Raw genomic sequence first — 24,506 nt, 5'->3', positions numbered from 1 at the left:
GATGCTGGCTTATATTTTCCGGCGGCTGCTGCTGATCATCCCGACCCTGTTCGGCATCCTGCTGATCAACTTCGTCATCATCCAGGCCGCGCCCGGCGGGCCGGTGGAGCAGATGATCGCCAAGCTCGAAGGTTTCGAAGGCGCCACCAGCCGCATTGCCGGCGGCGGCGCCGAAGTGTCGGTGGCCGGCTCCTCCTATCGCGGTGCCCAGGGCCTGGACCCGAGCCTGGTCAAGGAAATCGAGCGGATGTACGGCTTCGACAAATCGGCCCCCGAACGCCTGTGGATCATGATCAAGAACTACGCGCACCTGGACTTCGGCGACAGTTTCTTCCGCGATGCCAAGGTCATCGACCTGATCAAGGAAAAGATGCCAGTGTCCATCTCCCTCGGCCTGTGGAGCACGCTGATCATGTACCTGGTGTCGATCCCGCTGGGGATCGCCAAGGCCACGCGGCACGGCAGCCATTTCGACGTGTGGACCAGCTCGGCGATCATCGTCGGCTACGCAATCCCGTCGTTCCTGTTCGCGATCCTGCTGATCGTGGTGTTTGCCGGCGGCAGTTACTTCGACTGGTTCCCGTTGCGCGGGCTGACCTCGAACAACTTCGATGAGCTGACCCTGGGCGGCAAGATCCTCGACTATTTCTGGCACCTGGCCTTGCCGGTGACCGCGCTGGTGATCGGCAACTTCGCCACCATGACCCTGCTGACCAAGAACAGCTTCCTCGACGAAATCAACAAGCAATACGTGGTCACTGCCAAGGCCAAGGGCCTGACCCGTCATCGCGTGCTCTACGGCCATGTGTTCCGCAATGCCATGCTGCTGGTGATCGCCGGTTTCCCTTCGGCGTTCATCGGGATCTTCTTCACCGGCTCCCTGCTGGTAGAGGTGATCTTCTCCCTCGATGGCCTCGGGCTGATGAGTTTCGAGGCGGCCATCAACCGCGATTACCCGGTGGTGTTCGGCACCCTGTTCATCTTTACCTTGCTGGGCCTGGTGGTGAAACTGATCGGCGACCTGACCTACTCCTTTGTCGATCCGCGCATCGACTTCGAAAGCCGGGAGCATTGAGATGAACCTGTCCCCGCTCAATCGCCGCCGCTTCGAACTGTTCAAGGCCAACAAGCGTGGCTGGTGGTCGCTGTGGCTGTTCCTGATCCTGTTCGGGCTGAGCCTGGGCGCCGAACTGATCGCCAACGACAAGCCGCTGGTGGTGCACTACGACAACGGCTGGTACTTCCCGGCCCTCAAGCGCTACCCGGAAACCACCTTCGGCGGCGAATTCCCCCTGGAAGCCAACTACAAGAGCCCGTACATCCGCGAACTGTTGGCCGCCAAGGACGCCTGGGTGCTGTGGGCGCCGATTCCGTTCAGCTACCAGAGCATCAATTATGACCTGAAGGTCCCGGCCCCGGCGCCGCCCTCGGCGATGAACTGGCTGGGCACCGACGACCAGGGCCGTGACGTCCTCGCGCGCGTGATCTACGGCTTTCGCATCTCGGTGCTGTTCGCCCTGACCCTGACCGTGCTCAGCTCGATCATCGGCGTGATTGCGGGCGCCCTGCAGGGTTTCTATGGCGGCTGGGTCGACCTGGCCGGCCAGCGTTTCCTGGAAATCTGGTCCGGGCTGCCGGTGCTGTACCTGCTGATTATCCTGGCCAGTTTCGTCCAGCCGAACTTCTGGTGGTTGCTGGGCATCATGCTCTTGTTCTCGTGGATGAGCCTGGTGGACGTGGTCCGCGCCGAGTTCCTGCGTGGGCGCAACCTGGAATACGTGCGCGCCGCGCGAGCGCTGGGCATGCAGAACGGCGCGATCATGTTCCGCCACATCCTGCCCAACGCCATGGTCTCGACCATGACGTTCATGCCGTTCATCCTCACCGGCGCCATCGGCACCCTCACCGCCCTGGACTTCCTCGGTTTCGGCCTGCCGGCAGGCTCGCCGTCCCTGGGCGAACTGGTGGCCCAGGGTAAATCCAACCTCCAGGCGCCATGGCTGGGCATCAGCGCGTTCGCCGTGCTGGCGCTGATGCTGAGCCTGCTGGTGTTCATCGGCGAGTCCGCGCGCGATGCCTTCGACCCGAGGAAGTGACATGAACGACGACAACCTGATCGAAGTGCGCGACCTGGCGGTGGAGTTCGTAGTCGGCGAACACCGCCAGCGCGTAGTCGAGGACGTCAGCTTCGACATCAAGCGCGGTGAAACCCTGGCCCTGGTGGGCGAGAGCGGCTCGGGCAAGTCGGTGACGGCGCACTCGATCCTGCGCCTGCTGCCCTACCCGCTGGCCCATCACCCCACCGGCAGCATCCGCTACGCCGGGCAGGACCTACTGGGCCTGAAGGAAAAAACCATTCGCCATATCCGCGGCAACCGGATCGCGATGATCTTCCAGGAACCGATGACGTCCCTGAATCCGCTGCACTCCATTGAAAAACAGATCAATGAAGTGCTCGGTATCCACAAGGGCCTGAGCGGCAAAGTCGCGACCCGGCGGACCCTGGAGTTGCTGGAGCTGGTCGGCATCCCCGAGCCCCACAAGCGCCTCAAGGCCCTGCCCCATGAGCTGTCCGGCGGCCAGCGCCAGCGGGTGATGATCGCCATGGCCCTGGCCAACGAGCCGGAACTGCTGATCGCCGATGAACCGACCACCGCCCTGGACGTCACCGTCCAGCTGAAAATCCTCGATCTGCTCAAGGATCTGCAGGCACGATTGGGCATGTCGCTGCTGTTGATCAGCCACGATTTGAACTTGGTGCGAAGAATTGCGCATCGCGTATGTGTCATGCAGCGCGGTTGCATCGTCGAACAGGCATCGTGCGCAGAGTTGTTCCGCGCACCGCAGCATCCGTACACTCGAGAACTGCTGGGTGCAGAACCCAGCGGCACCCCGGCGAGCAACGAGGTTGGCCCGCCGTTGTTGCAGGTCCAGGACCTGAAAGTCTGGTTCCCGATCAAGAAGGGCCTGCTCAAACGCACGGTGGACTACATCAAGGCCGTGGACGGAATCCGCTTCAGCCTGCCCCAGGGCCAGACCCTGGGCATCGTCGGCGAAAGCGGCTCGGGCAAGTCCACCCTGGGGTTGGCGATCTTGAGGTTGATCGGAAGCCAGGGCGGGATCCGCTTCGAAGGCAAGCAGCTGGACAGCCTGACGCAGCAGCAGGTCCGGCCGCTGCGCCGGGAGATGCAAGTGGTGTTTCAGGACCCGTTCGGCAGCCTGAGCCCACGGATGTGTGTGAGCCAGATCGTCGGCGAAGGCCTGCGGATCCACAAGATCGGCACCGCGGCCGAACAGGAACACGCGATAATCGCGGCATTGAAGGAGGTAGGCCTGGACCCGGAAACCCGGAACCGCTACCCCCATGAATTTTCCGGAGGGCAACGGCAGCGTATCGCCATTGCCCGGGCCCTGGTGCTCAAGCCGGCGTTGATTCTGCTGGATGAACCAACGTCGGCCCTGGACCGTACCGTGCAACGCCAGGTGGTGGAGCTGTTACGGTCGCTGCAAACCAAGTACAACCTGACGTACCTGTTTATCAGCCATGACCTGGCTGTCGTCAAAGCGCTGAGCCACCAGTTGATGGTGGTCAAGCATGGCCAAGTGGTCGAACAAGGTGATGCCCGCAGCATATTCGCCGCGCCGCAGCACCCCTATACACAGCAGTTGCTGGAGGCCGCTTTCCTGGCCCCAACAGCTGCCGAATAACCTGAAAGAGGAGCAACACATGGGTTTTCTCGCCGGTAAGCGCGTACTGATCGTCGGTGTCGCCAGCAAGCTGTCCATCGCATCCGGCATCGCCGCCGCCATGCATCGCGAGGGCGCTGAGCTTGCCTTCACTTATCAGAACGACAAACTCAAGGGTCGTGTCGAAGAGTTCGCGCAAGGCTGGGGTTCGAGCCCTGAGCTGTGCTTCCCGTGCGACGTCGCCAGCGATGAAGAAATCGCCAAGGTCTTCGAACAACTGAGCCAGAAGTGGGACGGCCTGGACTGCATCGTGCACTCCGTCGGCTTCGCCCCGGGCGACCAACTGGACGGCGACTTCACCGAAGCCACCACCCGCGAAGGTTTCCGCATTGCCCACGACATCAGCGCCTACAGCTTCGTGGCCCTGGCCAAGGCCGGTCGCGAAATGATGAAAGGCCGCAACGGCAGCCTGCTGACCCTATCGTACCTGGGCGCCGAGCGCACCATGCCGAACTACAACGTCATGGGCATGGCCAAGGCCTCCCTGGAAGCCGGCGTTCGTTACCTGGCCGGCTCCCTGGGCCCGGACGGCACCCGTGTCAACTGCGTCTCGGCAGGCCCGATCCGCACCCTCGCCGCTTCCGGCATCAAGAACTTCCGCAAGATGCTGGCCGCCAACGAAGCGCAAACCCCGCTGCGTCGCAACGTCACCATCGAAGAAGTCGGCAACGCCGGCGCCTTCCTGTGCTCCGACCTGGCGTCGGGCATCAGCGGTGAAATCATGTACGTGGACGGCGGCTTCAACACCACCGCCATGGGCAACCTCGAAGAGTAATCTTCACCGCGCATGAAAAACGCCGCGGGTCCTGGAAAGGGCCCGCGGCGTTTTTCATTGCGCTTTCCTTGGAAAGCCAACCAATATCAAAACAAGGGTTCACAGGTTCTGTACTTGTCGCAGCCTCTGTGGGAGCCGAGCTTGCTCGCGATTGCGGTGGGACCGTTTACATCAAGGCTTGATGTGTTGCGTCACGCCGGACACACACGACATGCACCCCGGATGCTTTACCATGAGCCTGCGTTCATGACGCATCCTGATGACTCGCCGGGACATCGTATCCATGAGAGACCTGCCACCGACCGCTACATTGCGTGCCTTTGAAGTCGCCACCCGGCACGCGACCTTTACCGCTGCCGCGCAGGAGCTGCACGTTACCCAGAGTGCGGTCAGTCACCAGCTCAAGCATCTCGAGGCGCTCTGGGGACTGCAATTGTTCGAGCGTGGCAAGTCGTTAAGCCTCACCGCAGCGGGTGCCACGTTGGCGCCCATCGTGCGGGAATTCTTCCTGAACCTGGAAGCGACTCTGGCCGATCTGCGCGAGCAGAAAGGCCGAGTCCGACTCGACGTCAGCACCACGTACTCGTTCGCACTGAAGTGGCTGTTGCCGCGTTTGCCGAACCTGTCCCGCCAGCATCCCGAGCTGTTGGTCTCGCTGGACACCACCGACAAGATCATCCACTTCTCCGCTGCCCAGGCGGATGTCGCGATCCGCCTGGGCAAAGGCACTTACCCGGGCCTCTATTCGGAGTTCCTGTTCGGCGAGCAGGTCTTTCCGGTGGCAAGTCCCGACTTGCTGCAACGCTTCGGGACGCCGCGCAGCCCAGCGGAGTTGCTGCACTATCCGCTGCTGACCCGGGATGGCGCCGAGCTGGTGCCTAAATGGGAGCTCTGGTTTCAAAAGGTCGGACTGGAGTTCTTGCCGCTCAGGGAAAGCGTCAGATTCGGCGATACCAACATGACGGTCGAGGCCGCCCTGCTCGGCCAGGGCGTCGCTTTGGTACGCAGCGGGCATGTTGAAACCGAAATCAGCGATGGCCGCCTGGTGCGACTGTTCGATGTGCCGTTCCCCTCACCCCTTGCCTACTATTTTGTCTGCCCGAAAGGCACCGAGTCGCAGCCGCACATCGTCAGCTTCCGCCAGTGGTTGATCAGCGAGGCGCAGAAAGTCCAGCAAGCCTATGGCTGATGCATGAGGATTTACTCATGAAACAATGAGGAGACTTCTCTGTAGTCCGGGCGCTGCGTTGCATAAACTGGCACGCATGCCTATCCATATCACGTTACTGGTTCTGTTCGCCGCACTCCTGCATGCCAGCTGGAATGCACTGCTGCGTGGCGGCGCCGACCGGCTCTGGTCAATGACGGTCATGTGCATCGCCGTTGCCATCGCCAGTGTCGTGGCCGCTGCATTCATGGCGCCACCGGCGCCTGCCAGTTGGGGCTATGCGGTACTTTCGGCGTTGCTGCATGTTGGATACAACCTGTTTCTGGTGCGCAGCTACCGGGTCGGCGACCTCGGGCAGGTCTATCCGATTTCGCGTGGATCGTCACCGGTTCTGATCACCCTCGGTGCCGCGGTCTTTGCCGGGGAAAGCATCGCCCCTGGCGCGCTGCTCGGTATCGCGCTGGTGTCAGGCGCAATCATCTCGCTGGCCTTCCGGGGACGAAAGCTGTCGGTTCCCAGCTTGCCCTATGCGCTGGGAACGGGTTGCTTCATTGCGGCCTACAGCGTCACCGACGGCATCGGCGCCAGGCTCTCCGGCGCGCCGCTCGCCTATACGATGTGGATGTGCGCCTTGTGGGGCGTGCTGATGCCTGCGGTGTACATCGGCCTGCGCGACGCCCGCAGCTTGTTCGCCATCCGACCCGGACTATTGACCGCCTTGGTTGGCGGGCTGGTCTCCTTGCTGGCCTATGCAATCGTCATCTTCGCCATGAACCAGGCACCGATGGGCGCGGTATCGGCGTTGCGCGAAACCAGCGTGCTGTTTGCCGCATTGATTGGCTATCTGTTTCTCGGCGAGGCACTCACCGCCCGCCGGCTCCTGGCCTGCGCAGTGATGGCCGGCGGCATCTTCATCATCGGCTGACAGGCCCCATCTCTTACCATTGCAGGAGGTCATCGCTATGGAAAACGTCTCCCAGGCACCGCTGATTCTGATCACCGGTGGCAGTCGCGGAGTGGGCGCCGCCACCGCGCGGCTCGCCGCCGCACAAGGCTATGACGTCGCGATCAGCTACGTGGCCAACGAGCCCGCCGCGCTGGCCGTCGCGGCGGATGTCGAAGCACAGGGACGCCGAGCGCTGGCCATGCGGGCCGACAGCGCGGATCCCGAGCAGGTCGCCGAATTGTTCGCGACCATCGACCGCGTGTTCGGGCGCATCGACGTACTGGTGAATAACGCAGCGGTATTGCAAGCCCAGTCACGCCTGGAAGACCTCGGCTTCGAGCGCATGCAGCGCATCTTCGCGGTCAATGCCATTGGCCCGATTCTCTGCGCCCAGCAGGCGGTGAAGCGCATGGCTTATCGGCACAACGGCCCGGGCGGCGTGGTGATCAATGTCTCCTCGGCCTCGGCACGCCTCGGCAGCCCCCATGAATATATCGACTACGCGGCATCCAAGGGGGCCCTGGAAACCTTCACCATCGGCTTGGCCAAAGAAGTGGCTCGGGAAGGAATACGCGTCAACTGCATTCGCCCCGGTCACATCTATACCGACATGCACGCCAGCGGCGGCGAGCCGGGGCGGGTCGATCGCGTCAAGGACTCGATCCCCATGGGCCGGGGTGGCCAGCCGGAAGAAGTGGCGCGGGCGATTCTATGGCTGGCCAGCGCGCAAGCTTCATTCATTACCGGTACGTTTCTCGACGTGACCGGTGGCAAATGAACGGATGGCAGCAAAAGGCAACGGCGCCGGCATGCTGCCCCCACCTTCATTACACCGAATGAGCCACCTCTACAACGGCTCCATCCTTAAAGCGTGTGACTTCCCAAGGCCAGGTAACGCTCCGGTGCGCCCTTGCGAAGCCGAGCCGCCAGGAACACGCCTGCCAGCAGGGCCGCGGGAATGATCGCGCAAAGGCCGTATGACAAGGCCTGGCTGGCGCCTGTCAGCACATCGAAATGCAGCACCGCGATGACCAGCACCGCCAATAGGACAAGGCAGGAAAGGCCGGGGAAGATCCGCCCACACCAGACACCCAACTTGAGCTCGGGGTGGCGCCGGGAAAAGGCAAATACCGCCGCGGAAGTGAGCGCCATCAACAAGATCACGCACAGCGTGGCCAGGTTGGACAGCCAGGCAAACAACTGCAGGATCGGGTCGGCATCCATGGCCGCGAAAATCAGCACCACCACGGCAGAGATCAGACTCTGCAACGCCGACCCCATATGGGGACTCTGGTGGACGCGATGCGTCGTGCCCAACTGGCGCGGCAACAGGCCGTCACGCCCGATGGCATAGAAGTAACGGGCGGCCGCGTTATGAAAGGCCAGCAGCCCGGCATAGATACTGACCATGAACAGCACCCGGATAATCCGGGTCAGGTACGGGCCTACAAAGTGGTCGGACATGCCATAGATAAAGGTCGTGGGGTCCTGCAATGCCTGCAGCATCGGAACGATCTTGTCCGCGCCCACCCCCACCACCAACGACCAGACCGACAGCGCGTAGAACCCTCCTATCAACAATACCGAGCAGTAGGTGGCAATCGGGATGGTACGTTGCGGGTTCCTCGCCTCTTCGCCGTAGATGGTGGTGGCCTCGAAGCCGATGAACGCTGCGAAGCAGAACAGCAAGCCGATTGACGGCGTGCCGCTGAACACATGGCTGCGATCAAACGCGTCGAGATTGATGCCACTGTCACCGCCCGACCTGAGGATGGCGAAATCCAGGGCCAGGATAGACAGGTACTCGGCAATCACAATGACCGACAGCACCCGCGCCGAGAGATCGATCTTGCGATAACCCAGGATCGCGACACTGGCCATCGCCATGAGCGAATACGACCACCAGGGCATTGCCAGGCCGAACACACTCTCCATGGTGCCACTGACCACGCCGCCGAACATGCCGTACAGCCCGACTTGGAGGATGTTGTAGGCAAACATCGCCAGCACCCCCGCCGCGCCACCCGCCAGGCCACCCAGGCCCCGAGAGGTAAACGCATAAAAACCACCGGCGTTGGTGACATGCCGCGACATGGTGGTGTAGCCCACCGAGAACATCAGCAACACCAGCAAGGCCAGGATCAGCAGCGCCGGCATACCGGCGCCGTTGCCCAGCATGATGCCGATGGGAAATCCACCGGCGATGACACTTAACGGGCTCGCCGCTGACACTACGAAAAAAATGATGAAGCCGACACCCAAGGCACCACGCCTGAGCTCCGTGGAGGTGTTGACCGGGAGAGGTACACTCATGTGCTTGACCTTATTGTGTGAGCAGTCACTGTGGGTTCGATGCAGTCATCCTTTCACCGGCACCGAGTGGCTTTTTGTTCGGTTGCGCGCCGGGTTCGATCCTATGCCTGCCCGGCAGCGGGCCACTAACCCAAATCGGTAATCAGAAAAACCTTACCCATAAAAAGCCCGAGCGATCCCTTCAGCCCCCACACAATCCTGTGGTTGCTCGACTTGGTCCTCTGACCGAGGCTCAGGCAAGCGCACAACCGGCAATGGCTGCGCGCTGGGTATGGGACGGCAGCTCGGCGAACAGCTCCTGGTACTCCGCCGCGAAGTGGCTGAGGTGATAGAAGCCCCACTGGGCTGCGGCGTCGCCGATCGAGAGGTGCGCTGCACGGGTGGACATCAGGGTTCGGCGCACGCCGTTGAGCCTGACGGAGCGCAGGTAGTTCAGCGGCGTCGTCTCGGTAACCGAGCGGAAGCTGTTCTGCACGGTACGCCGACTCACGTGGAGTCGCTGGCACAACTCGTCCACGCTGGGCACCTTGTTCATTTCAGCGGTCGCCAGACGGTGGCATTTTTCGACAATGAAGCTACGGGTGGAGCTGGTGGTGCGTTGGTACTTGTCGCAGGCCGGATCGGTCATGAGCTGCAGCAATTCGCCGAGCATGGCCTGTTCCAATTGCTGCTCCCACAGGCTATCGAGCTCATCATTCGCCAGGGCTTGGGAGAATACAGCCAGCAACCGACGACGTGCCTGCGCGAAGCGCGACGTGGACACTCTGATCACCGGTTGACGCAGCAACTGGCTGATGTCCTTCGCCGATGCCGTGTGCGCCAGCGCCTGCTCGAACAGTTCACGCTCGAACGTGATGGACAGCAGCTCCATGCCCATCGGCATATGGAACATGAACTCCTCGCCGCCGTGGAGAAAGAACAGGCTGCTGTCGTCCACCTCGCGCCCTTGCATCCGAATCGCGCCCGGGACGTTGATGGGCACTGCAAAGCACATCTTGCCTCGGGGGGCCACGCCGTGTTGGACGACACGCTGGTTGATCTGCTCGCGAAAGACGTGGCAGTGCGCGGTGGTCAACTGCATGAGCGAACTCTCGGCCGAACCGGCGGTTAACTGGCTGTAGTCCTGGCTCCACTCCTGGACTGTGGCGGCATGGAGATGGACGTCGCGAAAGTGATTTATGTGTTTATTTCTCATAATACGCGAAAGCCTCTTAACTATTATTGTTTTTATTTCGCCTTCTTGATCGATATTCGCACATTAAAGGAATCTTGCAAAATTCCATAAGGGAATATCAATTCACCTGATTCGCTGCGTTTCACCCATGTGCCGATTCGGGCTACCGGCCCAAGGCTCACGCTAGAGATGATCGGCACACGACAACCGACATCCAGAGAGACCGTCATGAGTGAAGCCAAACTTGAATCCCTGCACTTCGCGGATGCCCCGCGGATTACCTCAGGCACCCTGCCCGGCCCGATGACCCGCGAGGCCCTGGCATTATCGGCCCGCACCGAGTCGATGGCGCGCGGCGGCGCACGCATGCCGGTGGCCATGGACCGGGCTTTCGGCGCGACCTTCAAGGACCCGGATGGCAACACCTACATCGATTTGTCCGCCGGTGTGGGCGTCAGCAGTGTAGGCCGCTGCCACCCGAAAGTGGTGCAGGCCATTCGCGAACAGTCCGAGGTGCTGATGCATGCCCTGGAAGTCAACAGCACCCGGCGTACCGAGCTGGCTGCCAAGATATCCGAGATCGCGCCCGAGGGCTTGCGCGGCGACTGCATCACCTTCTTCACCCAGAGCGGCAGCGATGCGCTGGAGGCTGCCGTCAAGTTCGCCAAGCGCATCACCGGGCGGCACCAGATCATCGCCTTTCACGGAGGCTACCACGGTGTGTGGAACGCCTCGGGCGCACTGACGACAGGTACGGCCTACCGCAAAGGCTACGGCGCCATGATGGGCGGCGTCATTCACGCGCCCTACCCTTATGCCTACCGTTTCCCCTTCGACACTACCCATAAAAGCGCCGAGCAGATCGCCGGCGAATACGTCGATTACCTGCTGAACACCCCCTACACCGCCGCCGATGACGTGGCCGCCGTGATCGTCGAACCGGTACAAGGCGAAGGCGGTTACGTGCCGCCCTCCCCTGAGTTCCTGCAGCTTTTGCGCGCTGCCTGCGACCGTAGCGGCGCGCTGCTGATCGTCGACGAAGTGCAGTCCGGCGCCGGGCGCACCGGCAAGATGTGGGCGGTCGAGCACTCCGGCGTGAAGCCCGACATGCTCACCTTTGGCAAGGGCATCGGCAGCGACTTGCCCATGGCGGGCCTGATCATGCGCTCGGACCTGGCAGCTTCGATTCCAGACGGTTCAGTACCCAATACCTTTGCCGCCAACTCGTTGTCCGCCGCCGTGGCGTTGACCAACATCAGCATTCTGCAAGACCCGGAGCTCGATCTGCTCAACCGTGCTCACACGCTGGGGCTCGAAGCGCAGGAGCGTATCCGCGGCTTCAACAGCCCGTTCGTGGGTGAGGTCCGCGGCCGCGGCCTGATGATCGGCATCGAACTGGTGGAAGACCCGGTCACCAAGGCGCCGCTGGAGGGCGCCAGGATCGGCCAACTCATGGGCTACCTGCTGAACCACGGCGTGTTGATGATTCCCTGCGGTCGGTACAGCAACGTGATGCGTGTCATGCCTTCGCTGACGATTTCGCGCTCGCTGTTTTTCAAGGCTCTGGACATCTTCGGTGACGCCCTGGCTTCCCTCAAGGCATGACTGCACATCACTCATGGATACCAAAATGACTCAGCACCTGAATCACTTCATCGAAGGGGCGTCCTTTGAAGCCTCCGACGGCCGTCGAACGAGCCTCATCAACCCCGTTACCGAGCAGGTATACGGCAGCGCCGCCCGCGGCACGACCGAGGACGTGAACCGTGCCGTGGCAGCGGCACGCAACCAGCTCGAACGTGGCGCCTGGAGCCAGCTCGACGGCGCCCAGCGCGGCCGGCTTTTGTTGAAGCTGGCTGACCTGGTGGAGCGCGACACCGACTTGCTGGCCGATCTGGACGCCGACGCCATCGGTCGCTCACCGATCGAACCGCGCCGCCTGGACATCCCCAACGTGCTCGCCAACCTGCGCGCCGCTGCCGGGTGGGCCAATCAGCTCGAAGGTCGCACCATCCCTTCCGGCGGCTACTTTGGCACCAGGACCCTCTCGTACACCGTACGCGAACCGGTGGGCGTGGTCGGTGCCATCGTACCCTGGAATTCACCCCTGATGATCACGGTCTGGAAACTCGCCGCGTTGTTGGCAGCGGGCTGCACCGTGGTGATCAAACCATCGGAAGAAACCCCGCAGTCAGCCCTGCACCTGGCGGTGCTGGCTCAAGAAGCGGGCTTCCCCGACGGTGTGATCAACGTGGTCACCGGTTATGGCGAGGAAGTCGGCCGCGCCCTGTGCGAACACCCGGATGTCGCCAAGATCAGTTTCACCGGCAGCCCCGAGGCCGGACGCGAGATCCAGCGCACTGCCGGTGTATTGTTCAAACGCGTGGCCTTGGAGCTGGGCGGCAAGAGCCCGCAGATTGTCTTCGACGATGCCGGCTTCGACGACGCGCTGCGTGGGTGCACCCTCGGTCTGTTCGCCAACCAGGGCCAGGTCTGTGCGGCCGGCTCGCGCATCCTGGTCCAGCGCAGCATCGCAGATCGCTTCGCCGCGGGGCTTGCCGATGCTGCGCGGGCCATCAAGGTGGGCGATCCGCGGCAGCCCGACGTACAGATGGGGCCGGTCGCCAAGAAGGCGCAGTTCGATCGGGTCAACCGTTACATCCAGCTGGGCATTGACCAAGGCGCCTCTCTGCTGGCCGGCGGCGTATCGAACCCTGAGCAGGGCTGGTTTGTCCGGCCGACCATCTTCGCCAATGCCAGCAATGACATGGCGATCGCCCGCGACGAGATCTTCGGCCCGGTCGGCACGGTGATCACCTTCGACACCGAAGATGAAGCGGTTGCGCTGGCCAACGATTCCACTTATGGCCTGGCCGCCACGGTCTGGACCAGTGACCTCGTGCGAGCGCACCGCGTCGCCGCTGCGGTGAAGGCCGGTGCCGTGGGCGTCAACTGCTGGAGCCCGCTGGACGCCAACCTGCCTTGGGGCGGCGTCAAGGACAGCGGTATTGGCCGTGAAGGAGGATTCAGCGGCGCACTCGCGTATACCGAGGAGAAGGTCATCACCGTGCTGCTGCCTGCTTGAGAACAATAGTGCACGGAGCGAACCACCCTCCACCTCCTGTGGGGTACCGAGGGTGGTGGTTCAACGTGCATTCCTGATTTCTTTGACGATTGATGAGGCGACCGCGATGAACACCACGAATCAAGAGATCATTGATCGGTATCCGACGTCCCTGCTGCTCCTGCACTGGGCGCGCGCCGTGCTCGTGGCAGGCCTCCTCTGGGCAGGCTGGCACATGACCGGGATGAACGATGAAGCGGCAAGCAAGTACGAGCTCTATTACCCCTGGCACAAATCCTTCGGGGTGCTGACGTTCCTGGTGGTGTTGGTTCAGATCGCCTTGCGTTACATGACCCCCAGGCTGCCGAAGCCGCTGCAGACGCTGACCGGGTCTGAACAGGTACTGTCAAACCTTGTGCAACGGACCATGTATGCGCTTCTCGTGATCGTGCCGCTGATGGGGTACTCCATGTCGAGCACCTACACGATGAGCGACGGGGTGTTCTTTTTCGGGGTCAATCTCCCGGAGCTCCTGCCGAAAAATGACGATTGGTTCGTCGTGTTCCAATGGCTGCACAAAGTACTCGCCTATACCCTGCTCGGCCTGATCCTGCTGCACATCGCCGGAGCGCTCAAGCATCGGTTCCTCGACCGGGATCCCCGAAAGGACGTCCTGCGTCGCATGCTGTGATTGAATGAAGCGTGGGCGCAAAGTCCCACGCTTTTTCTTTGCCTGGGCCGCAGGCCCCGTCAAAAGTCCTCCGGCAAAGCGGCTGTCTCACATGAGATGACAAGAGCGCACAAGAAGCGATCCTTATCCAGGATGGGGCCCTGAGCAATCAGCTTCCCGCCCTCGGTGTTTCTGAAGGTGACTCGCCAAACAGTTCCCGGTAGTGCGTGGCGAAGTGGCTCAGGTGAAAGAACCCCATGGCCACCGCGATCTCACCGACGTTTTGCGCGGTAGCCTGGGTGGTGATCAAACATCGCCGAACGGCATTGAGCCTCAGGTTGCGCAGATATTCGACCGGACGCATCCCGGTCACTGCCTGGAAGCTGTTCTGCAAGGTCCTGCGACTCACCCGCAGACGCTCGCACAAATCGAGAATGCTCAGCGATGTATCGCCGCTGTCCCCGACCAGCTCCTGGCAGCGCTTGACCAAATAGGCGCTGACGGCAAAATTGCCGCGACGACTGCGAACTTCGTCCGAGGCATGACTGAACAGATCGAGGAAGGCATCAAGCAGAACGTCCTCCAGCATTTTTTCCGAGGCCGGGCTGATCGCCTCCGCCTGTTCCAGAAGGTGACGAAACAGCGGCTGGATTCTCTGCTGTACGCGCAGCAGCACCTTTTCATCCACGCTGACCTGCGACACGCTTTTCAAGCGTTTGAGTTGTTCATCCGGTAGTTCAAGGGCCGCCAGCCTGGCAAAACGCAGCATGTCGACGTTGATCGCGAAGAAACGCGTCCCTTGCGGAGCATGCAAGACAAAGTCTTCCCCATCGCGTAACAGCACGACGTTGTGAGCGTCGACCTGATGCCCCTGGACCACCGGCGCGGTGCCCAACGACATGGCAATGCACAAGCGGCCCTTTGGCGCGCAACCGCGCTGCACCACGCGTTTGTCCAGCACTTCCTGGAAGATCTGAAAGCGCTCGGCGCAAATATGCTGCAGTTCGCTGGAAAGGCATCCACGTCCTAGCTGGTCATAGACCTGCTGCCAGCCCAGGATCGAACCGGCGTGCTGTTGAGGGTCATTGAAGGTACGGACTTCGGCGAGCATGATCAGTGTTCCTCGGTGGCCCGATTTTTATGGCAGGCCGTTCATAAGGTCCTCGATCGTCCATGACAGCGGCAGGGTTTACACGGCGCCAGCGTCCGCCTGGAAAACCAAAGCCAGTTCCGTGCCAAGCATGTGCAGGCGGTACTCGGCGGGCTGAATGTCCATGGGCGGCAGCAACGCGCCCGACAACACCACCTGCCCCGCTTCAAGGCGCTGCCCGTCCGCCAGCAATCGCCGGATCAGCCAGCATACGTTCACCTGCGGCGTGTCCTCCCGCGCTTGGGTATCACCGCTGCCGCAAGCCACGCCGTCTCGCGCCAGGCAATAGCTCACGTGGGGTATCTGACCGGGCTCAAGCTCGATGCGCGGACCAACGCAGTACAGCGCCGCCGCCGCGTTATCGGCCAGAAACGCCCCGGCGCCGAAGCTCCAGTCCTGCCATCGACAGTCGGCAATTTCAAAGGCCGGCGCGACGGCGCAGACACAGGCCAGGATTTGCTCGTCACTATAATCGCCGGGCGCCAGGGTTCGCCCCAGAAAGCACGCCAATTCAATCTCGAGCTTGGGCTGGATCAGGCTCGTCAGGTCCACCGAACTGCCTGGCTCGACGGCCATGACATCAGTCAGGGCGCCCAATACCGGTTCGTGAATGCCCATCCGGTTCTGCGCTGCGCTGCCGGCGAACGCGACCTTCCATCCCCTCAGTTGCTCGCCACGGGCCTGACGCTGACGCAACGCTTCGCGCTGCATGGCGTAGCCTGCCGGCAAGTCGAACGCCTGGGGGCTCAAGGCCGGCAACGCCTGCGCCGCCAGGGTTGCACGATGAAGCTGGACCAGCAGTTCATCCGATTGCCTCATGAAAGTTGCTCCGCGAGTTTGCGCAGTACTCCGTCAAGTCTCTCGGGCGTGGTAATCGCGGCGACAAAGCGGTCCGGCCGCACCACCACGACGCAGTCACGGACCTTGGTAAACCACTCTCCCAGACGGTTATCGACGTCCTCGACGCAAATGGCCCGGGCGGCGGACAACGGCTGGTTACGGCCCTTGCCACTGCGCGAGCGGTTGATCTGAATGAAGCGCGTGTCCCAGCGCGCCCAGTAGGTCCGGGTTTCTTCGCTGAGGGGCTCGCTCGGGTTGACCCGATAGCCCAGCACGGCATAAGAATGCCCCAACACTTCGTCCAGACGCCGCCGCTGGCCTTGCTCATCTTCGACGGCCGGCTGGATGAACAACTGCCCCACCAGGTCATCCTCGTGCAATTCGGCGCGTTCGTGATGCACCAGGCCCTTGGTAATGGTCGCCTTGGGTTTGAACTTGAATTCCAGCAAGTGCGAGCGCAGGTTGTCGACGCTGTTGACGGCCTGGAACAACCAGTCCCGCACACCGGCCATCAGCGGATTGGTCAGCCCCAACACCGCGCCCATGTTATCGGCCAGGGCAATGAGGTCGGTCGCATGCCCGCGCCGTTCCTGGTCGTAACTGGCCAGAATCGACGCCGAGGCGCGTCCCTGGATGATGGCGGCGATTTTCCAGGCGATATTCACCACATCCCGCAGGCCCGAGTTAAGCCCCTGCCCGGCCCACGGCGGGGAAATATGCGCCGCATCGCCCACCAGTGCCACGCGGCCCTCGACAAACCGTGCAGCCACTCGGGAATTATGGGTGTAGGCGCGTATGCGGATGATCTCCAGTTGATCGGCTGCACTGCCAATATGCCCGCGGATCAGGCCACGGATGGTCGTTTCCTCGCACATCGTGTTTTCATCTTCGCCCTCCAGCAGCATGAATTCCCAGCGGCGTTGCTGGTAAGGCAGGTAGATGCAGACGAAGGGCCGTTGAGGGTCGGCATGCAGGGCCGTGTAGGGGGCATCCAGGCTGTCGTTGGTGGTATCGACCACGACCCATTTGCGTGGATGGGTCAGCCCCAGCAACTCGATCCCGAGTTTCTTGCGAACGCTGGAACGCCCGCCGTCCGCACCGATCACGTATTGCGCCTGGAGCTGATACGGTTCGCCTTGGGCATCGCGCACCTGCAAGGTCACACCTTGCGCATCCTGCTCCAGACCGAGCATTTCATGCCTCTGGCGCAACTCGACGCTCGAGTGTCTGCCCAATTGCTCCCGCAGCGTGCCTTCCAGCAACTGCTGCATGAAGATATTACGCATCGGCCAGCCATAGTGGGCGGTGCTGGGCTTGACCTCGGCAAAGCACACGCCCCGGGCGTTGTAGTAGCGCAGCGGCACGTTGCAGATCATGTCCCGCGTGGCCAGCTCGGCGATGTCGATGCCTTGCAAAACGCGCAGCGCTTCATCATCCATGCCCACCGCACGCGGATACGGCAGTATGCCGTCCGACAGCTCGAGGACGACGCAGTCGATACCGTACAGCCCCATGTAATGCGCGGCGGTGATCCCGTTCGGGCCACCGCCCACGATGACCACCTGGGTTTTGTCCTGCTTCATCACGCTTCACCGCTTCGTTGTTGTGGTTGTAGGTGTTGGCCGTGCAAGTAGTCGGCGACCACACGGTTGAACGCTGCGCCCTGATCATCATGGACGTAATGACTGGCGTCGGCGATCTCCGCGCTGTGTACCATCGGGTTGGCGTCCTTCATTGCCTCGAGCGTCGCCGCCGGAAGAAAGTCGGAGCGCGCGCCGCGAATGAACAACGTCGGGCAATCCAGCGCCCTTACCGCCGGCCACAGGTCCGTCGGTGTGATACTCAGGCGCGCCTGGGCAATGCCCAGTTGGTCGTGACGCCACTCGATACCTTCGAGCGTTTCCTTCATGGAATACGTCAGCCTGGAGGCCAACGCCTCTTGGGAAAGACCGGGGCGCGCCCGTTGCCAGAATTGAGCGGCGCTTTCCCAGTCGGAGAAAGACAGGGGCGTTTCGCTCATCTCGCGGCGGATGCGCTCGGCACCGTCGCCGCTGATCGAGGATCCGGGACCGATATCCTCGATCACCAGTGCCTGGAGTCGCCCGGGGTTGAGTCGTGCATACTCCAGCGCATTGGTACCACCGAGGGAATGGCCCACCAGGACGAACTGCTGCAACCCCAGGTGCGCCACCAGATCCTCCAGATCGTTGACATAGGTCTCGGTCCGATAGGTGCTGGCAGGCGCCCATTCGCTGTGTCCTCGGCCGCGCTGGTCGAGGGCATAGCAGCAGTACGGCTCACCCAGGGCATTGGCCAGGGAGTGCCAGGTCTGGGCATAGGATCGCAGCCCATGAAGCAGCACCACCGGGATGCCTGGTGTATCGTCCCGGGACAGGCTGCCCCAGGCCAGATAGTGCAGGCGCAGCCCCGTTCGATTGCTGAAGAAATGGCTGTTTGCGGACATTCGTTCGGTTCCCACAGTCAATGCCTCAATGCAAGCCGTCATTACCCTTGACGTCAGCGGCCTGCAGGCCGCCCAGACGCGCATGCAAACGTCCACGGGTGGCGAAGGCCCAGATGATGATCAGCTCATCGGCAGACGGCCCATCGCCAAACGAAAGCGAAAGGCTGTCGTAATGCGAACGCACGTACAGCGCATCCTTGTGGGCCAGCGGCACGTCGATGGTCACGCCTGGGCCGCCGCGCTTGCCGGTGGAAGGTACCCAGGACTTGCCACCGCCCAAGGCAACACGGATCGGATCCGCCGCCGGATTGGTGAGCAGCGCATTGCCATGCTCGTATTCGCCCAGGGTGCCGACCAGGCACGCCTTGCCATAACTGACAATCGCATGCTCGCCCGCCAACGCCTGGATGCGCCGACCAAACTCCTGGCCCAGCAACGGTGACGGTTCCACCAGTTCGGCCAGGCTTTCGCTGTAGCGGCCGGCGTAGGGGTTGGCGATCACGGCGGCGACGGCGTATTTGAACAACGGTTCGCCATCGGCCAACCGGCCACTTTCGTTGGCCAGGGTTTCTTCGACGAAGCTGTACCATTTGCGGATGTGGTAACTGGCGAAATTTGCGCTTTTCATGGCTCAGTGCTCTTTCAAAGTGGATCGAGGTCAAACTTGCGGCTGGGCGCTCCGGCGGCCCTGAACCGGGCCTTGCCTCGCTCGTCGTCATGTTCGGTCTCGAGGAAGAATTCCATGCGGTTGCCGTCGGGGTCGTTGAAATACACGCCGTTGCCGATCTCGTGATCGGTGATTTTCACCACCTCGATCCCCTTGCCGAGCAACATGCCGTAGAGCTGGCGCAGCGTGGTCAGGTCACCGGCGATTTCCAGCCCGTAATGCTGCAGGCCCAGGCCGCCCTGATGGGCCCCTGGCTCGGCACGGAGTAACGCGATGTCGTGGTGCTTGGCACCGAACGCCATCATGATCCAGCTGTCTCCCCGGGCGCTTTCGTGCATGCCCAGGACGTCGGCGTACCAGCGTGCCGACGTTTCCGGGTCGCGAACGAACAGCGACAGGTGGGTACGAACGACCTCGACTTTCATCGCGCGATACCTCAGTTCTTCTTGATGATGGATTGATGCCCGGACTTGATCTGCGCCACTGCCGGTGTCCAGAGCACATCGGCGATTTCACTGAACTCGCGCCATTGCTTCTGCCAACCGTCACCGCCGTTCTCGGAGGTGAACAGGTGCCCGTACTTGGTGCCGGCGACGATCTGGCGTGGGTCAGCCGGGTTGCAGGCAATCGCCCAGATGCATGAGTTGGGTTGTTGCGACAATGGCAGCACCTCCCAACTGACAGCCGCGTCGCGGGAGATGAGCACTTTGCTCGTGGTGCCGGGGGTACCGTCGGAAATGCTCAGGTAAAGCGTGCTCTCACTGCCCAGTGGTGCGTTCATCGCGCGCACGTAATACAAGCCGAAGGTTTCGCGGGCGACGATGCCGGTCCAGGTCTGTCCTTCATCGAGGCTGCGGTAGACCGCGTTGACGCACACCACCACGATGACTTTCTGGCCATGGTTGGGCAACACCAGGATGTTGTGGACGTCCGTGTTGAAGTCCCATAGCAGCCGATCGTCGACTCGGGTCCAGCTCTCGCCCCCGTCGCGGCTATGAAACAGGCCACCCTCTTCCAGGCCGAACCAGAGCTGGTTGCGATCAATCGGGTCATAGGCGAAGGCCAGCAAGCGGGGCCGGCTGACGCCCTCGCAGAACTCCGGAATCTCCACCGGGGCACGCTCCCAGTTTCGCCCACCGTCGAGGGTGCGCCAGAGGACTGCTCGTGAAGGTGCGCCTGTGCCAACGAAAATACGCTGGGCATCTGCCGGGTCCACGGCAACCTTCCACACGGTCTGGTCGTTGAACGGCGAGTCCACTCGCTGCCAATGCCCACCGGTGTCGTGGCTGACGCACAGGCCGACGTCGGTACCGGCATAGATCACTTCAGGCGTACCGGGATGCACGCTCAGGGATCGGGTGATCGCATCGAACTCAAGGTCCTGCCCGAGGCCCAGGCGATGCCAGGTCCGGCCGTCGTCGGCGCTGCGGATCACCGCCTGGCCGACGGTGGCAACCAAAAGGGTTCCGTTACTCATTGCTGCTGCTCCTCAAATGAAGATGCCACGTGTCAGGCCGCCATCGATGCCGATGGACTCGCCCGTGACGGCGCCGGCCTTGGGGGACGCCAGGAAGCCGATCAACCAGCCCATCTCGATGGGCGCCAGGGTGCGGCGGATCGGCGTCGCGTCGATGTAGCCCTGCTCGATCTGCCCGGGCGTCTTGCCCTGCTTGACCCCCTCGCGCTCGTACAGCTCTTGGATGTGCGGGGTATCCACCACACCGGGGTGGATCAGGTTGACGGTGATGCCGCTAGGACCAAGCTGGTCGGAGAGCGTCTTGGTCATATGAGCAATGGCCAGGTTGCGCATTCCCGAGAGCACCTTGCTGCCGCGCCCGGTCAGGCCGCCGATGTTGATGATCCGGCCGAAACCGCCCGCCTTCATGTGCGGGGTGACGGCCTTGGCACAGCGGAAATAGCCGATGACCTTGGTGTTGAGGTCCGAGAGCAATTCATCGTCGCCCGCGTGCTCGATGTCGTTGCGCACCACGCCGGACGGCGCCGCCGCCCCGTTGACCAGGATGTCGATGCGGCCGAAGTGCTTGTGGGCGGCCTGCACCATGTCGGACACGGCCGACATCTGGTTGGTGTCACAGTACAGCGGCAACACTTCGTTGCCGGTCTCTGCGCTGATTTCCTCGGCGGCCTGCTCGAGAAACTCCATGCGCCGCGCGCAGATCGCCACCTTGCAGCCCTCTTGGGACAGAAAGCGTGCGACTTCCTTGCCAATGCCCATGCCACCGCCGGTGACGATCGCCACGCGGCCTTTTAATTCCAGATCCATAGCAGTTCCTCTTGTGATTGTTCGGCTCAGGCGAGATCGACGAAAACACTTTTGGTTTCGGTGTAGGCATCGATCACGTTCTTGCTCATTTCCCGTCCCCAACCGGAATGTTTGTAACCACCAAACGGCGAGGCCGGGTCGACGACGTTCCAACAGTTGATCCACACCGAGCCGGCCTTCAGTTGCGCGGCGACGCGATGAGCGGAGCGCAAGTCCCGGGTCCAGAGCCCCGCTGCCAGGCCATAGGGCGAGTCGTTGGCCCGCAGTACCAACTCGTCGACTTCAGTCCAGCTCATGACGGTCAGCACCGGGCCGAAGATTTCTTCGCGCGCGACGCAGGCCCGCTCGGCACGGTCAAGAAACACGCTGGGCTGGATGAAGTGGCCGTGCTCCAGATGGGCCGGCCGCTCGCCGCCGCAGATCAGCTCGGCGCCTTCCTCCTGGCCCCGTTGCAAGTAACCACGGACCGAGCCCAACTGGCGGGCCGATACCAGCGGCCCCATGCTGTTGGCCGGGTCCAGCCCGGGCCCGAGCACATGGGCGGCGGCGTGGCGCTGGAGTTCTTCCAGCACCTGATCGAGCACACTGGCGTGCACGTAGAGGCGCGAGCCAGCGGTGCAGACCTGCCCTTGGTTGTAGAAAATCCCGTCGGCGGCGCCCTTGGCGGCGCGCACGATATCGGCGTCCGGCAAGATGATGTTGGGCGACTTGCCGCCCAGCTCCAGGGAGACCTTTTTCATGTTGCCGGTGGCCGCTTGAGCGATCAGCCGACCGACCTGAGTCGAACCGGTGAAGGCGATCTTGTCCACGTCCGGATGCCCGGCCAGTGGTGCGCCGGTATGGGCGCCCAGGCCGGTGATCAGGTTGACCACCCCGGCCGGAAAACCGGCGGCCTCGATCAACTGCACCAGGCGAATCGCAACCAGGGGCGTCTGCTCGGCCGGCTTGAGCACCGCGACACAACCGGTCGCCAATACCGGACCGAGCTTCCACACGCACATGGTCAGCGGGAAGTTCCACGGCACGATCAGCGCACAGACCCCCACGGGCTCACGCAGGGTGTAATTGAGCATCGGCGCGCCACTGGAAGGTGACACCGGATGCGTGCCGCCCTCGATCTTGGTCGGCCAACCGGCAAAATAGCGAATGATGTTGGCGGCGCTGGCTGCCTCACCGCGGGCGTTGGCGATCGGCTTGCCGTTTTCCAGGGTGATCAACTGAGCCAGCTCTTCGCGGTGCTGATCCAGCAGTTCAGCCAGACGGAACAACAACAGGCCACGCTGGGCGGGTGAATGTTGCGCCCAGGGTCCGGTGAAGGCTGCGCGAGCTGACGCAACGGCGGCGTCGACATCGCGCTCGCTGCCTTCGGCCACTTCAGCCACGCTGCATTCGCTGGCCGGATTTTCCACGGCGAACCGGCGACCACCGTCGGCGTCCTGCCAAGTGCCGCCGATGAATAGACGGCCGGGTTGCGAAAGGAATGTTTCGACGGCAGGCAATAACTGGATCTGACTCATATCCCCTCCTTCACAACGCCATTTCAATCAGGCAAGGACCGCCATCGGCGGATGCATTGGCCAAAGCCCGCTGCAGTTCGGCATTGGTGTGCACCGTGCTGGCCGGCAAGCCGTAGCCTTTAGCCAGAGCTTTCCAGTCGATACGTGGACGGTCCAGCACAGTGAGGCTCAGGGCTTCGGGGCCCAGCTCGGTCATGCCAAAACGGCGCAATTCGTTCTGCAGGATCGCGTAGCGATGGTTGGCCGCGATCAGGATCACCACCGGCAGTTGTTCACGAGCGATGCTCCACAGGGTTTGAATGGTGTACTGGGAACTGCCGTCCGATTGCAGGCAGAACACCCGGCTGCCGCGCTCGGCCAACGCCGCGCCGAAGCCCACCGGAATGCCCTGGCCGATGGCGCCGCCCGTGTTGGTCAGCACCCGGTGCCGTGCGGCACGGGCCGAAGCGGTGAAGAACGGGTAGCCACAGGTGCCGCCTTCCACCGAGACAATGCAGTCGTGCGGCAGCGACGCGGCCAACACTTGCCCTATCGACTGCGGGGTCAGCTCGGCGGCGGCCGGCGGCAACTCGACACCCATCGGCGTCGGCACGAAGGCCGGCGCTTGCAGTGCGTCGGCCAGCGCGGTGAGTGCGCCGGCCACGTCATCTCCGACGTCTGCCAGGTGAAGCAAGCGATCACGTTCGGCCAGGCGAGAGGGAATCCCTTCGTAGCCGAAGTAGCTGATCGGCTCGGGGATACCGGCGCACACCACCGCGTCGTACTGGTCCAGGACGCCGATGGCGACCTCGGGGAAATAGGGCAAGCGGTCCAGGTCCGGCAGGCCACCGCCGCGGTAGCTCAAGCGTGGGAAGGTTTCGGCAAACAGATGCACGCCGGGCAATTGCGCCAGGCGCCCTGCCGCTTCGAGGCCGGCGACCGACAGACCCTGGTCGCCCACGATAAACACCAGCCGTTGGCCATTGCGCAGTGCCCGGGCGACGGCTTCGATCCGATCACCGGCAAACCGCCGAACCGGCGCGTGCAAGGTGGTAAAGGCGCGTTCCTGCACCACTTCGTTGGCTTGCAGATCCATCGGCAGGATCAGGCTGGCGATCTGGCCCTTGGCTTGCCAGGCGCAACGCACGGCCTCTTGGAAATCTTCGCCAATGCCCGACGCCGTGCGCGAGGTACGCACCCACCCGGAGACGCTACCGGCCAGCGCCTGGATATCACTGGCGAGCGGTGGATCGTAGTTGACGTGCCATGACGCGTGATCGCCGATGACATTGACAATCGGGGTGTTGGCGCGGCGGGCGTTGTGCAGGTTGGCAATGCCATTGGCAAAGCCGGGCCCCAGGTGAGTCAAGGTCATCGCCGGCTTGCCGGCAATCCGCCCGTAACCGTCCGCAGCGCCGGTGCACACGCCCTCGAACAGGGACAGGACCGGCTTGAGCGCCGGGGCGCTGGCCATGGCGGCCACCAGGGGGATTTCAGTCGTTCCGGGGTTGGCGAAACAGTACTCGATACCGCTTGCCACCGCCGCCTTCACTATCAGTTGCGCGCCATTCATTTCCAGCCCTCTTCTACGAGCGTTTGCATTGGCTGAGATTTATCACACATCAAAACCAACATAACAAGCACTTTATTTGCGTAAAACTCGTATTTTGAGATTTAATGTATTTTTACGAGAAATCACTCCCACAAATACGCTTGCATTTCTCAAGCCTTGGAGTAACGTGGCGGCG

General features: G+C 62.4%; 22 protein-coding genes. 10 read left to right on the top strand and 12 right to left on the bottom strand.

Going from position 1 to position 24,506, the window contains the following annotated elements; translation table 11 throughout:
- The first annotated feature begins 1 nt into the window (after position 1).
- From J7E36_RS12780 to J7E36_RS12750, 7 genes are all read left to right on the top strand, one after another.
- Positions 2–1,075 carry a microcin C ABC transporter permease YejB gene (locus tag J7E36_RS12780; protein WP_215003383.1) on the top strand — a complete coding sequence of 358 codons (1,074 nt, stop codon included), beginning with the start codon at positions 2–4 and terminating at the stop codon, positions 1,073–1,075.
- 1 nt (position 1,076) lies between these two features.
- A complete protein-coding gene (locus J7E36_RS12775; RefSeq protein ID WP_215003381.1) occupies positions 1,077–2,096 on the top strand; it encodes an ABC transporter permease in 1,020 nt (339 codons plus the stop codon).
- Between the two features lies 1 nt (position 2,097).
- Positions 2,098–3,708 (top strand): ABC transporter ATP-binding protein, encoded by a 1,611-nt coding sequence (locus J7E36_RS12770; RefSeq protein WP_215003379.1) that lies wholly within the window; start codon positions 2,098–2,100, stop codon positions 3,706–3,708.
- Between the two features lie 19 nt (positions 3,709–3,727).
- Positions 3,728–4,522, top strand: a complete 795-nt coding sequence (gene fabI / locus J7E36_RS12765) for an enoyl-ACP reductase FabI (RefSeq protein ID WP_215003377.1) — start codon at positions 3,728–3,730, stop codon at positions 4,520–4,522.
- Positions 4,523–4,805: 283 nt separating this feature from the next.
- Positions 4,806–5,711, top strand: a complete 906-nt coding sequence (gene gcvA, locus J7E36_RS12760; RefSeq protein ID WP_215003375.1) for a transcriptional regulator GcvA — start codon at positions 4,806–4,808, stop codon at positions 5,709–5,711.
- Between the two features lie 76 nt (positions 5,712–5,787).
- Complete coding sequence (locus tag J7E36_RS12755) at positions 5,788–6,615, top strand: DMT family transporter (RefSeq protein WP_215003373.1); 828 nt, start codon at positions 5,788–5,790, stop codon at positions 6,613–6,615.
- A gap of 37 nt (positions 6,616–6,652) precedes the next feature.
- Positions 6,653–7,414 (top strand): SDR family oxidoreductase, encoded by a 762-nt coding sequence (locus tag J7E36_RS12750; protein WP_215003372.1) that lies wholly within the window; start codon positions 6,653–6,655, stop codon positions 7,412–7,414.
- Between the two features lie 86 nt (positions 7,415–7,500).
- Here J7E36_RS12750 and J7E36_RS12745 read toward each other — a convergent pair whose 3' ends face one another.
- A complete protein-coding gene (locus J7E36_RS12745; RefSeq protein ID WP_215003371.1) occupies positions 7,501–8,949 on the bottom strand; it encodes an APC family permease in 1,449 nt (482 codons plus the stop codon).
- A 232-nt stretch (positions 8,950–9,181) separates the two neighbouring features.
- Positions 9,182–10,144, bottom strand: a complete 963-nt coding sequence (locus J7E36_RS12740; RefSeq protein ID WP_215003370.1) for a helix-turn-helix domain-containing protein — start codon at positions 10,142–10,144, stop codon at positions 9,182–9,184.
- Between the two features lie 207 nt (positions 10,145–10,351).
- On the opposite strand from J7E36_RS12740, the gene J7E36_RS12735 reads away from it, so the two are divergent.
- From J7E36_RS12735 to J7E36_RS12725, 3 genes are all read left to right on the top strand, one after another.
- Positions 10,352–11,728: an aspartate aminotransferase family protein gene (locus J7E36_RS12735; RefSeq protein WP_215003369.1), complete on the top strand. Its 1,377-nt coding sequence runs from the start codon at positions 10,352–10,354 to the stop codon at positions 11,726–11,728.
- 25 nt (positions 11,729–11,753) lie between these two features.
- The gene (locus J7E36_RS12730; RefSeq protein WP_215003368.1) at positions 11,754–13,208 is read left to right on the top strand and encodes an aldehyde dehydrogenase family protein; all 1,455 of its coding nucleotides are present in this window, start codon (positions 11,754–11,756) and stop codon (positions 13,206–13,208) included.
- Positions 13,209–13,314: 106 nt separating this feature from the next.
- Positions 13,315–13,878, top strand: coding sequence for a cytochrome b (locus tag J7E36_RS12725; RefSeq protein WP_215003367.1), 564 nt, complete (start codon positions 13,315–13,317; stop codon positions 13,876–13,878).
- A gap of 148 nt (positions 13,879–14,026) precedes the next feature.
- Here the strand turns inward: J7E36_RS12725 and J7E36_RS12720 are convergent, their stop codons facing one another.
- The 10 genes from J7E36_RS12720 to J7E36_RS12675 all read right to left on the bottom strand — a co-directional run bounded on the left by J7E36_RS12720 (position 14,027) and on the right by J7E36_RS12675 (position 24,331).
- Positions 14,027–14,968 carry a helix-turn-helix domain-containing protein gene (locus J7E36_RS12720; RefSeq protein ID WP_215003366.1) on the bottom strand — a complete coding sequence of 314 codons (942 nt, stop codon included), beginning with the start codon at positions 14,966–14,968 and terminating at the stop codon, positions 14,027–14,029.
- A gap of 78 nt (positions 14,969–15,046) precedes the next feature.
- Positions 15,047–15,826: a 2-keto-4-pentenoate hydratase gene (locus tag J7E36_RS12715; protein ID WP_215003365.1), complete on the bottom strand. Its 780-nt coding sequence runs from the start codon at positions 15,824–15,826 to the stop codon at positions 15,047–15,049.
- Positions 15,823–17,430, bottom strand: coding sequence for a bifunctional 3-(3-hydroxy-phenyl)propionate/3-hydroxycinnamic acid hydroxylase (locus J7E36_RS12710; RefSeq protein ID WP_215003364.1), 1,608 nt, complete (start codon positions 17,428–17,430; stop codon positions 15,823–15,825). The genes J7E36_RS12715 and J7E36_RS12710 overlap by 4 nt, the downstream gene beginning before the upstream one ends.
- Positions 17,430–18,311, bottom strand: a complete 882-nt coding sequence (locus J7E36_RS12705; RefSeq protein WP_215003363.1) for an alpha/beta fold hydrolase — start codon at positions 18,309–18,311, stop codon at positions 17,430–17,432. The genes J7E36_RS12710 and J7E36_RS12705 overlap by 1 nt, the downstream gene beginning before the upstream one ends.
- A gap of 25 nt (positions 18,312–18,336) precedes the next feature.
- The gene (locus tag J7E36_RS12700; protein ID WP_215003361.1) at positions 18,337–18,939 is read right to left on the bottom strand and encodes an amino acid synthesis family protein; all 603 of its coding nucleotides are present in this window, start codon (positions 18,937–18,939) and stop codon (positions 18,337–18,339) included.
- A 14-nt stretch (positions 18,940–18,953) separates the two neighbouring features.
- Positions 18,954–19,403 (bottom strand): VOC family protein, encoded by a 450-nt coding sequence (locus tag J7E36_RS12695; protein ID WP_215003360.1) that lies wholly within the window; start codon positions 19,401–19,403, stop codon positions 18,954–18,956.
- Positions 19,404–19,414: 11 nt separating this feature from the next.
- On the bottom strand, positions 19,415–20,455 hold the full coding sequence (locus J7E36_RS12690; RefSeq protein WP_215003358.1) for a YCF48-related protein: 1,041 nt from the start codon (positions 20,453–20,455) through the stop codon (positions 19,415–19,417).
- A gap of 12 nt (positions 20,456–20,467) precedes the next feature.
- Positions 20,468–21,262, bottom strand: coding sequence for an SDR family NAD(P)-dependent oxidoreductase (locus tag J7E36_RS12685; protein ID WP_215003356.1), 795 nt, complete (start codon positions 21,260–21,262; stop codon positions 20,468–20,470).
- Positions 21,263–21,288: 26 nt separating this feature from the next.
- Complete coding sequence (locus J7E36_RS12680; protein ID WP_215003354.1) at positions 21,289–22,779, bottom strand: aldehyde dehydrogenase family protein; 1,491 nt, start codon at positions 22,777–22,779, stop codon at positions 21,289–21,291.
- Positions 22,780–22,789: 10 nt separating this feature from the next.
- Positions 22,790–24,331 (bottom strand): acetolactate synthase large subunit, encoded by a 1,542-nt coding sequence (locus tag J7E36_RS12675; RefSeq protein ID WP_215003352.1) that lies wholly within the window; start codon positions 24,329–24,331, stop codon positions 22,790–22,792.
- Between the last annotated feature and the right edge of the window lie 175 nt (positions 24,332–24,506).

Origin of the sequence: Pseudomonas fluorescens (assembly GCF_018614775.1) — a bacterium.
GTDB classification, from domain to species: domain Bacteria; phylum Pseudomonadota; class Gammaproteobacteria; order Pseudomonadales; family Pseudomonadaceae; genus Aquipseudomonas; species Aquipseudomonas fluorescens_BY.
This window is presented reverse-complemented; position numbering and strand designations above follow the sequence as displayed.

What these genes read in the sequence shown, in the direction of transcription:
- J7E36_RS12780 (WP_215003383.1), top strand. Translation starts at nt 2, where the DNA reads ATGCTGGCTTATATTTTCCGGCGGCTGCTGCTGATCATCCCGACCCTG.
- J7E36_RS12775 (WP_215003381.1), top strand. Translation starts at nt 1,077, where the DNA reads ATGAACCTGTCCCCGCTCAATCGCCGCCGCTTCGAACTGTTCAAGGCC.
- J7E36_RS12770 (WP_215003379.1), top strand. Translation starts at nt 2,098, where the DNA reads ATGAACGACGACAACCTGATCGAAGTGCGCGACCTGGCGGTGGAGTTC.
- fabI (WP_215003377.1), top strand. Translation starts at nt 3,728, where the DNA reads ATGGGTTTTCTCGCCGGTAAGCGCGTACTGATCGTCGGTGTCGCCAGC.
- gcvA (WP_215003375.1), top strand. Translation starts at nt 4,806, where the DNA reads ATGAGAGACCTGCCACCGACCGCTACATTGCGTGCCTTTGAAGTCGCC.
- J7E36_RS12755 (WP_215003373.1), top strand. Translation starts at nt 5,788, where the DNA reads ATGCCTATCCATATCACGTTACTGGTTCTGTTCGCCGCACTCCTGCAT.
- J7E36_RS12750 (WP_215003372.1), top strand. Translation starts at nt 6,653, where the DNA reads ATGGAAAACGTCTCCCAGGCACCGCTGATTCTGATCACCGGTGGCAGT.
- J7E36_RS12745 (WP_215003371.1), bottom strand. Translation starts at nt 8,949, where the DNA reads ATGAGTGTACCTCTCCCGGTCAACACCTCCACGGAGCTCAGGCGTGGT.
- J7E36_RS12740 (WP_215003370.1), bottom strand. Translation starts at nt 10,144, where the DNA reads ATGAGAAATAAACACATAAATCACTTTCGCGACGTCCATCTCCATGCC.
- J7E36_RS12735 (WP_215003369.1), top strand. Translation starts at nt 10,352, where the DNA reads ATGAGTGAAGCCAAACTTGAATCCCTGCACTTCGCGGATGCCCCGCGG.
- J7E36_RS12730 (WP_215003368.1), top strand. Translation starts at nt 11,754, where the DNA reads ATGACTCAGCACCTGAATCACTTCATCGAAGGGGCGTCCTTTGAAGCC.
- J7E36_RS12725 (WP_215003367.1), top strand. Translation starts at nt 13,315, where the DNA reads ATGAACACCACGAATCAAGAGATCATTGATCGGTATCCGACGTCCCTG.
- J7E36_RS12720 (WP_215003366.1), bottom strand. Translation starts at nt 14,968, where the DNA reads ATGCTCGCCGAAGTCCGTACCTTCAATGACCCTCAACAGCACGCCGGT.
- J7E36_RS12715 (WP_215003365.1), bottom strand. Translation starts at nt 15,826, where the DNA reads ATGAGGCAATCGGATGAACTGCTGGTCCAGCTTCATCGTGCAACCCTG.
- J7E36_RS12710 (WP_215003364.1), bottom strand. Translation starts at nt 17,430, where the DNA reads ATGAAGCAGGACAAAACCCAGGTGGTCATCGTGGGCGGTGGCCCGAAC.
- J7E36_RS12705 (WP_215003363.1), bottom strand. Translation starts at nt 18,311, where the DNA reads ATGTCCGCAAACAGCCATTTCTTCAGCAATCGAACGGGGCTGCGCCTG.
- J7E36_RS12700 (WP_215003361.1), bottom strand. Translation starts at nt 18,939, where the DNA reads ATGAAAAGCGCAAATTTCGCCAGTTACCACATCCGCAAATGGTACAGC.
- J7E36_RS12695 (WP_215003360.1), bottom strand. Translation starts at nt 19,403, where the DNA reads ATGAAAGTCGAGGTCGTTCGTACCCACCTGTCGCTGTTCGTTCGCGAC.
- J7E36_RS12690 (WP_215003358.1), bottom strand. Translation starts at nt 20,455, where the DNA reads ATGAGTAACGGAACCCTTTTGGTTGCCACCGTCGGCCAGGCGGTGATC.
- J7E36_RS12685 (WP_215003356.1), bottom strand. Translation starts at nt 21,262, where the DNA reads ATGGATCTGGAATTAAAAGGCCGCGTGGCGATCGTCACCGGCGGTGGC.
- J7E36_RS12680 (WP_215003354.1), bottom strand. Translation starts at nt 22,779, where the DNA reads ATGAGTCAGATCCAGTTATTGCCTGCCGTCGAAACATTCCTTTCGCAA.
- J7E36_RS12675 (WP_215003352.1), bottom strand. Translation starts at nt 24,331, where the DNA reads ATGAATGGCGCGCAACTGATAGTGAAGGCGGCGGTGGCAAGCGGTATC.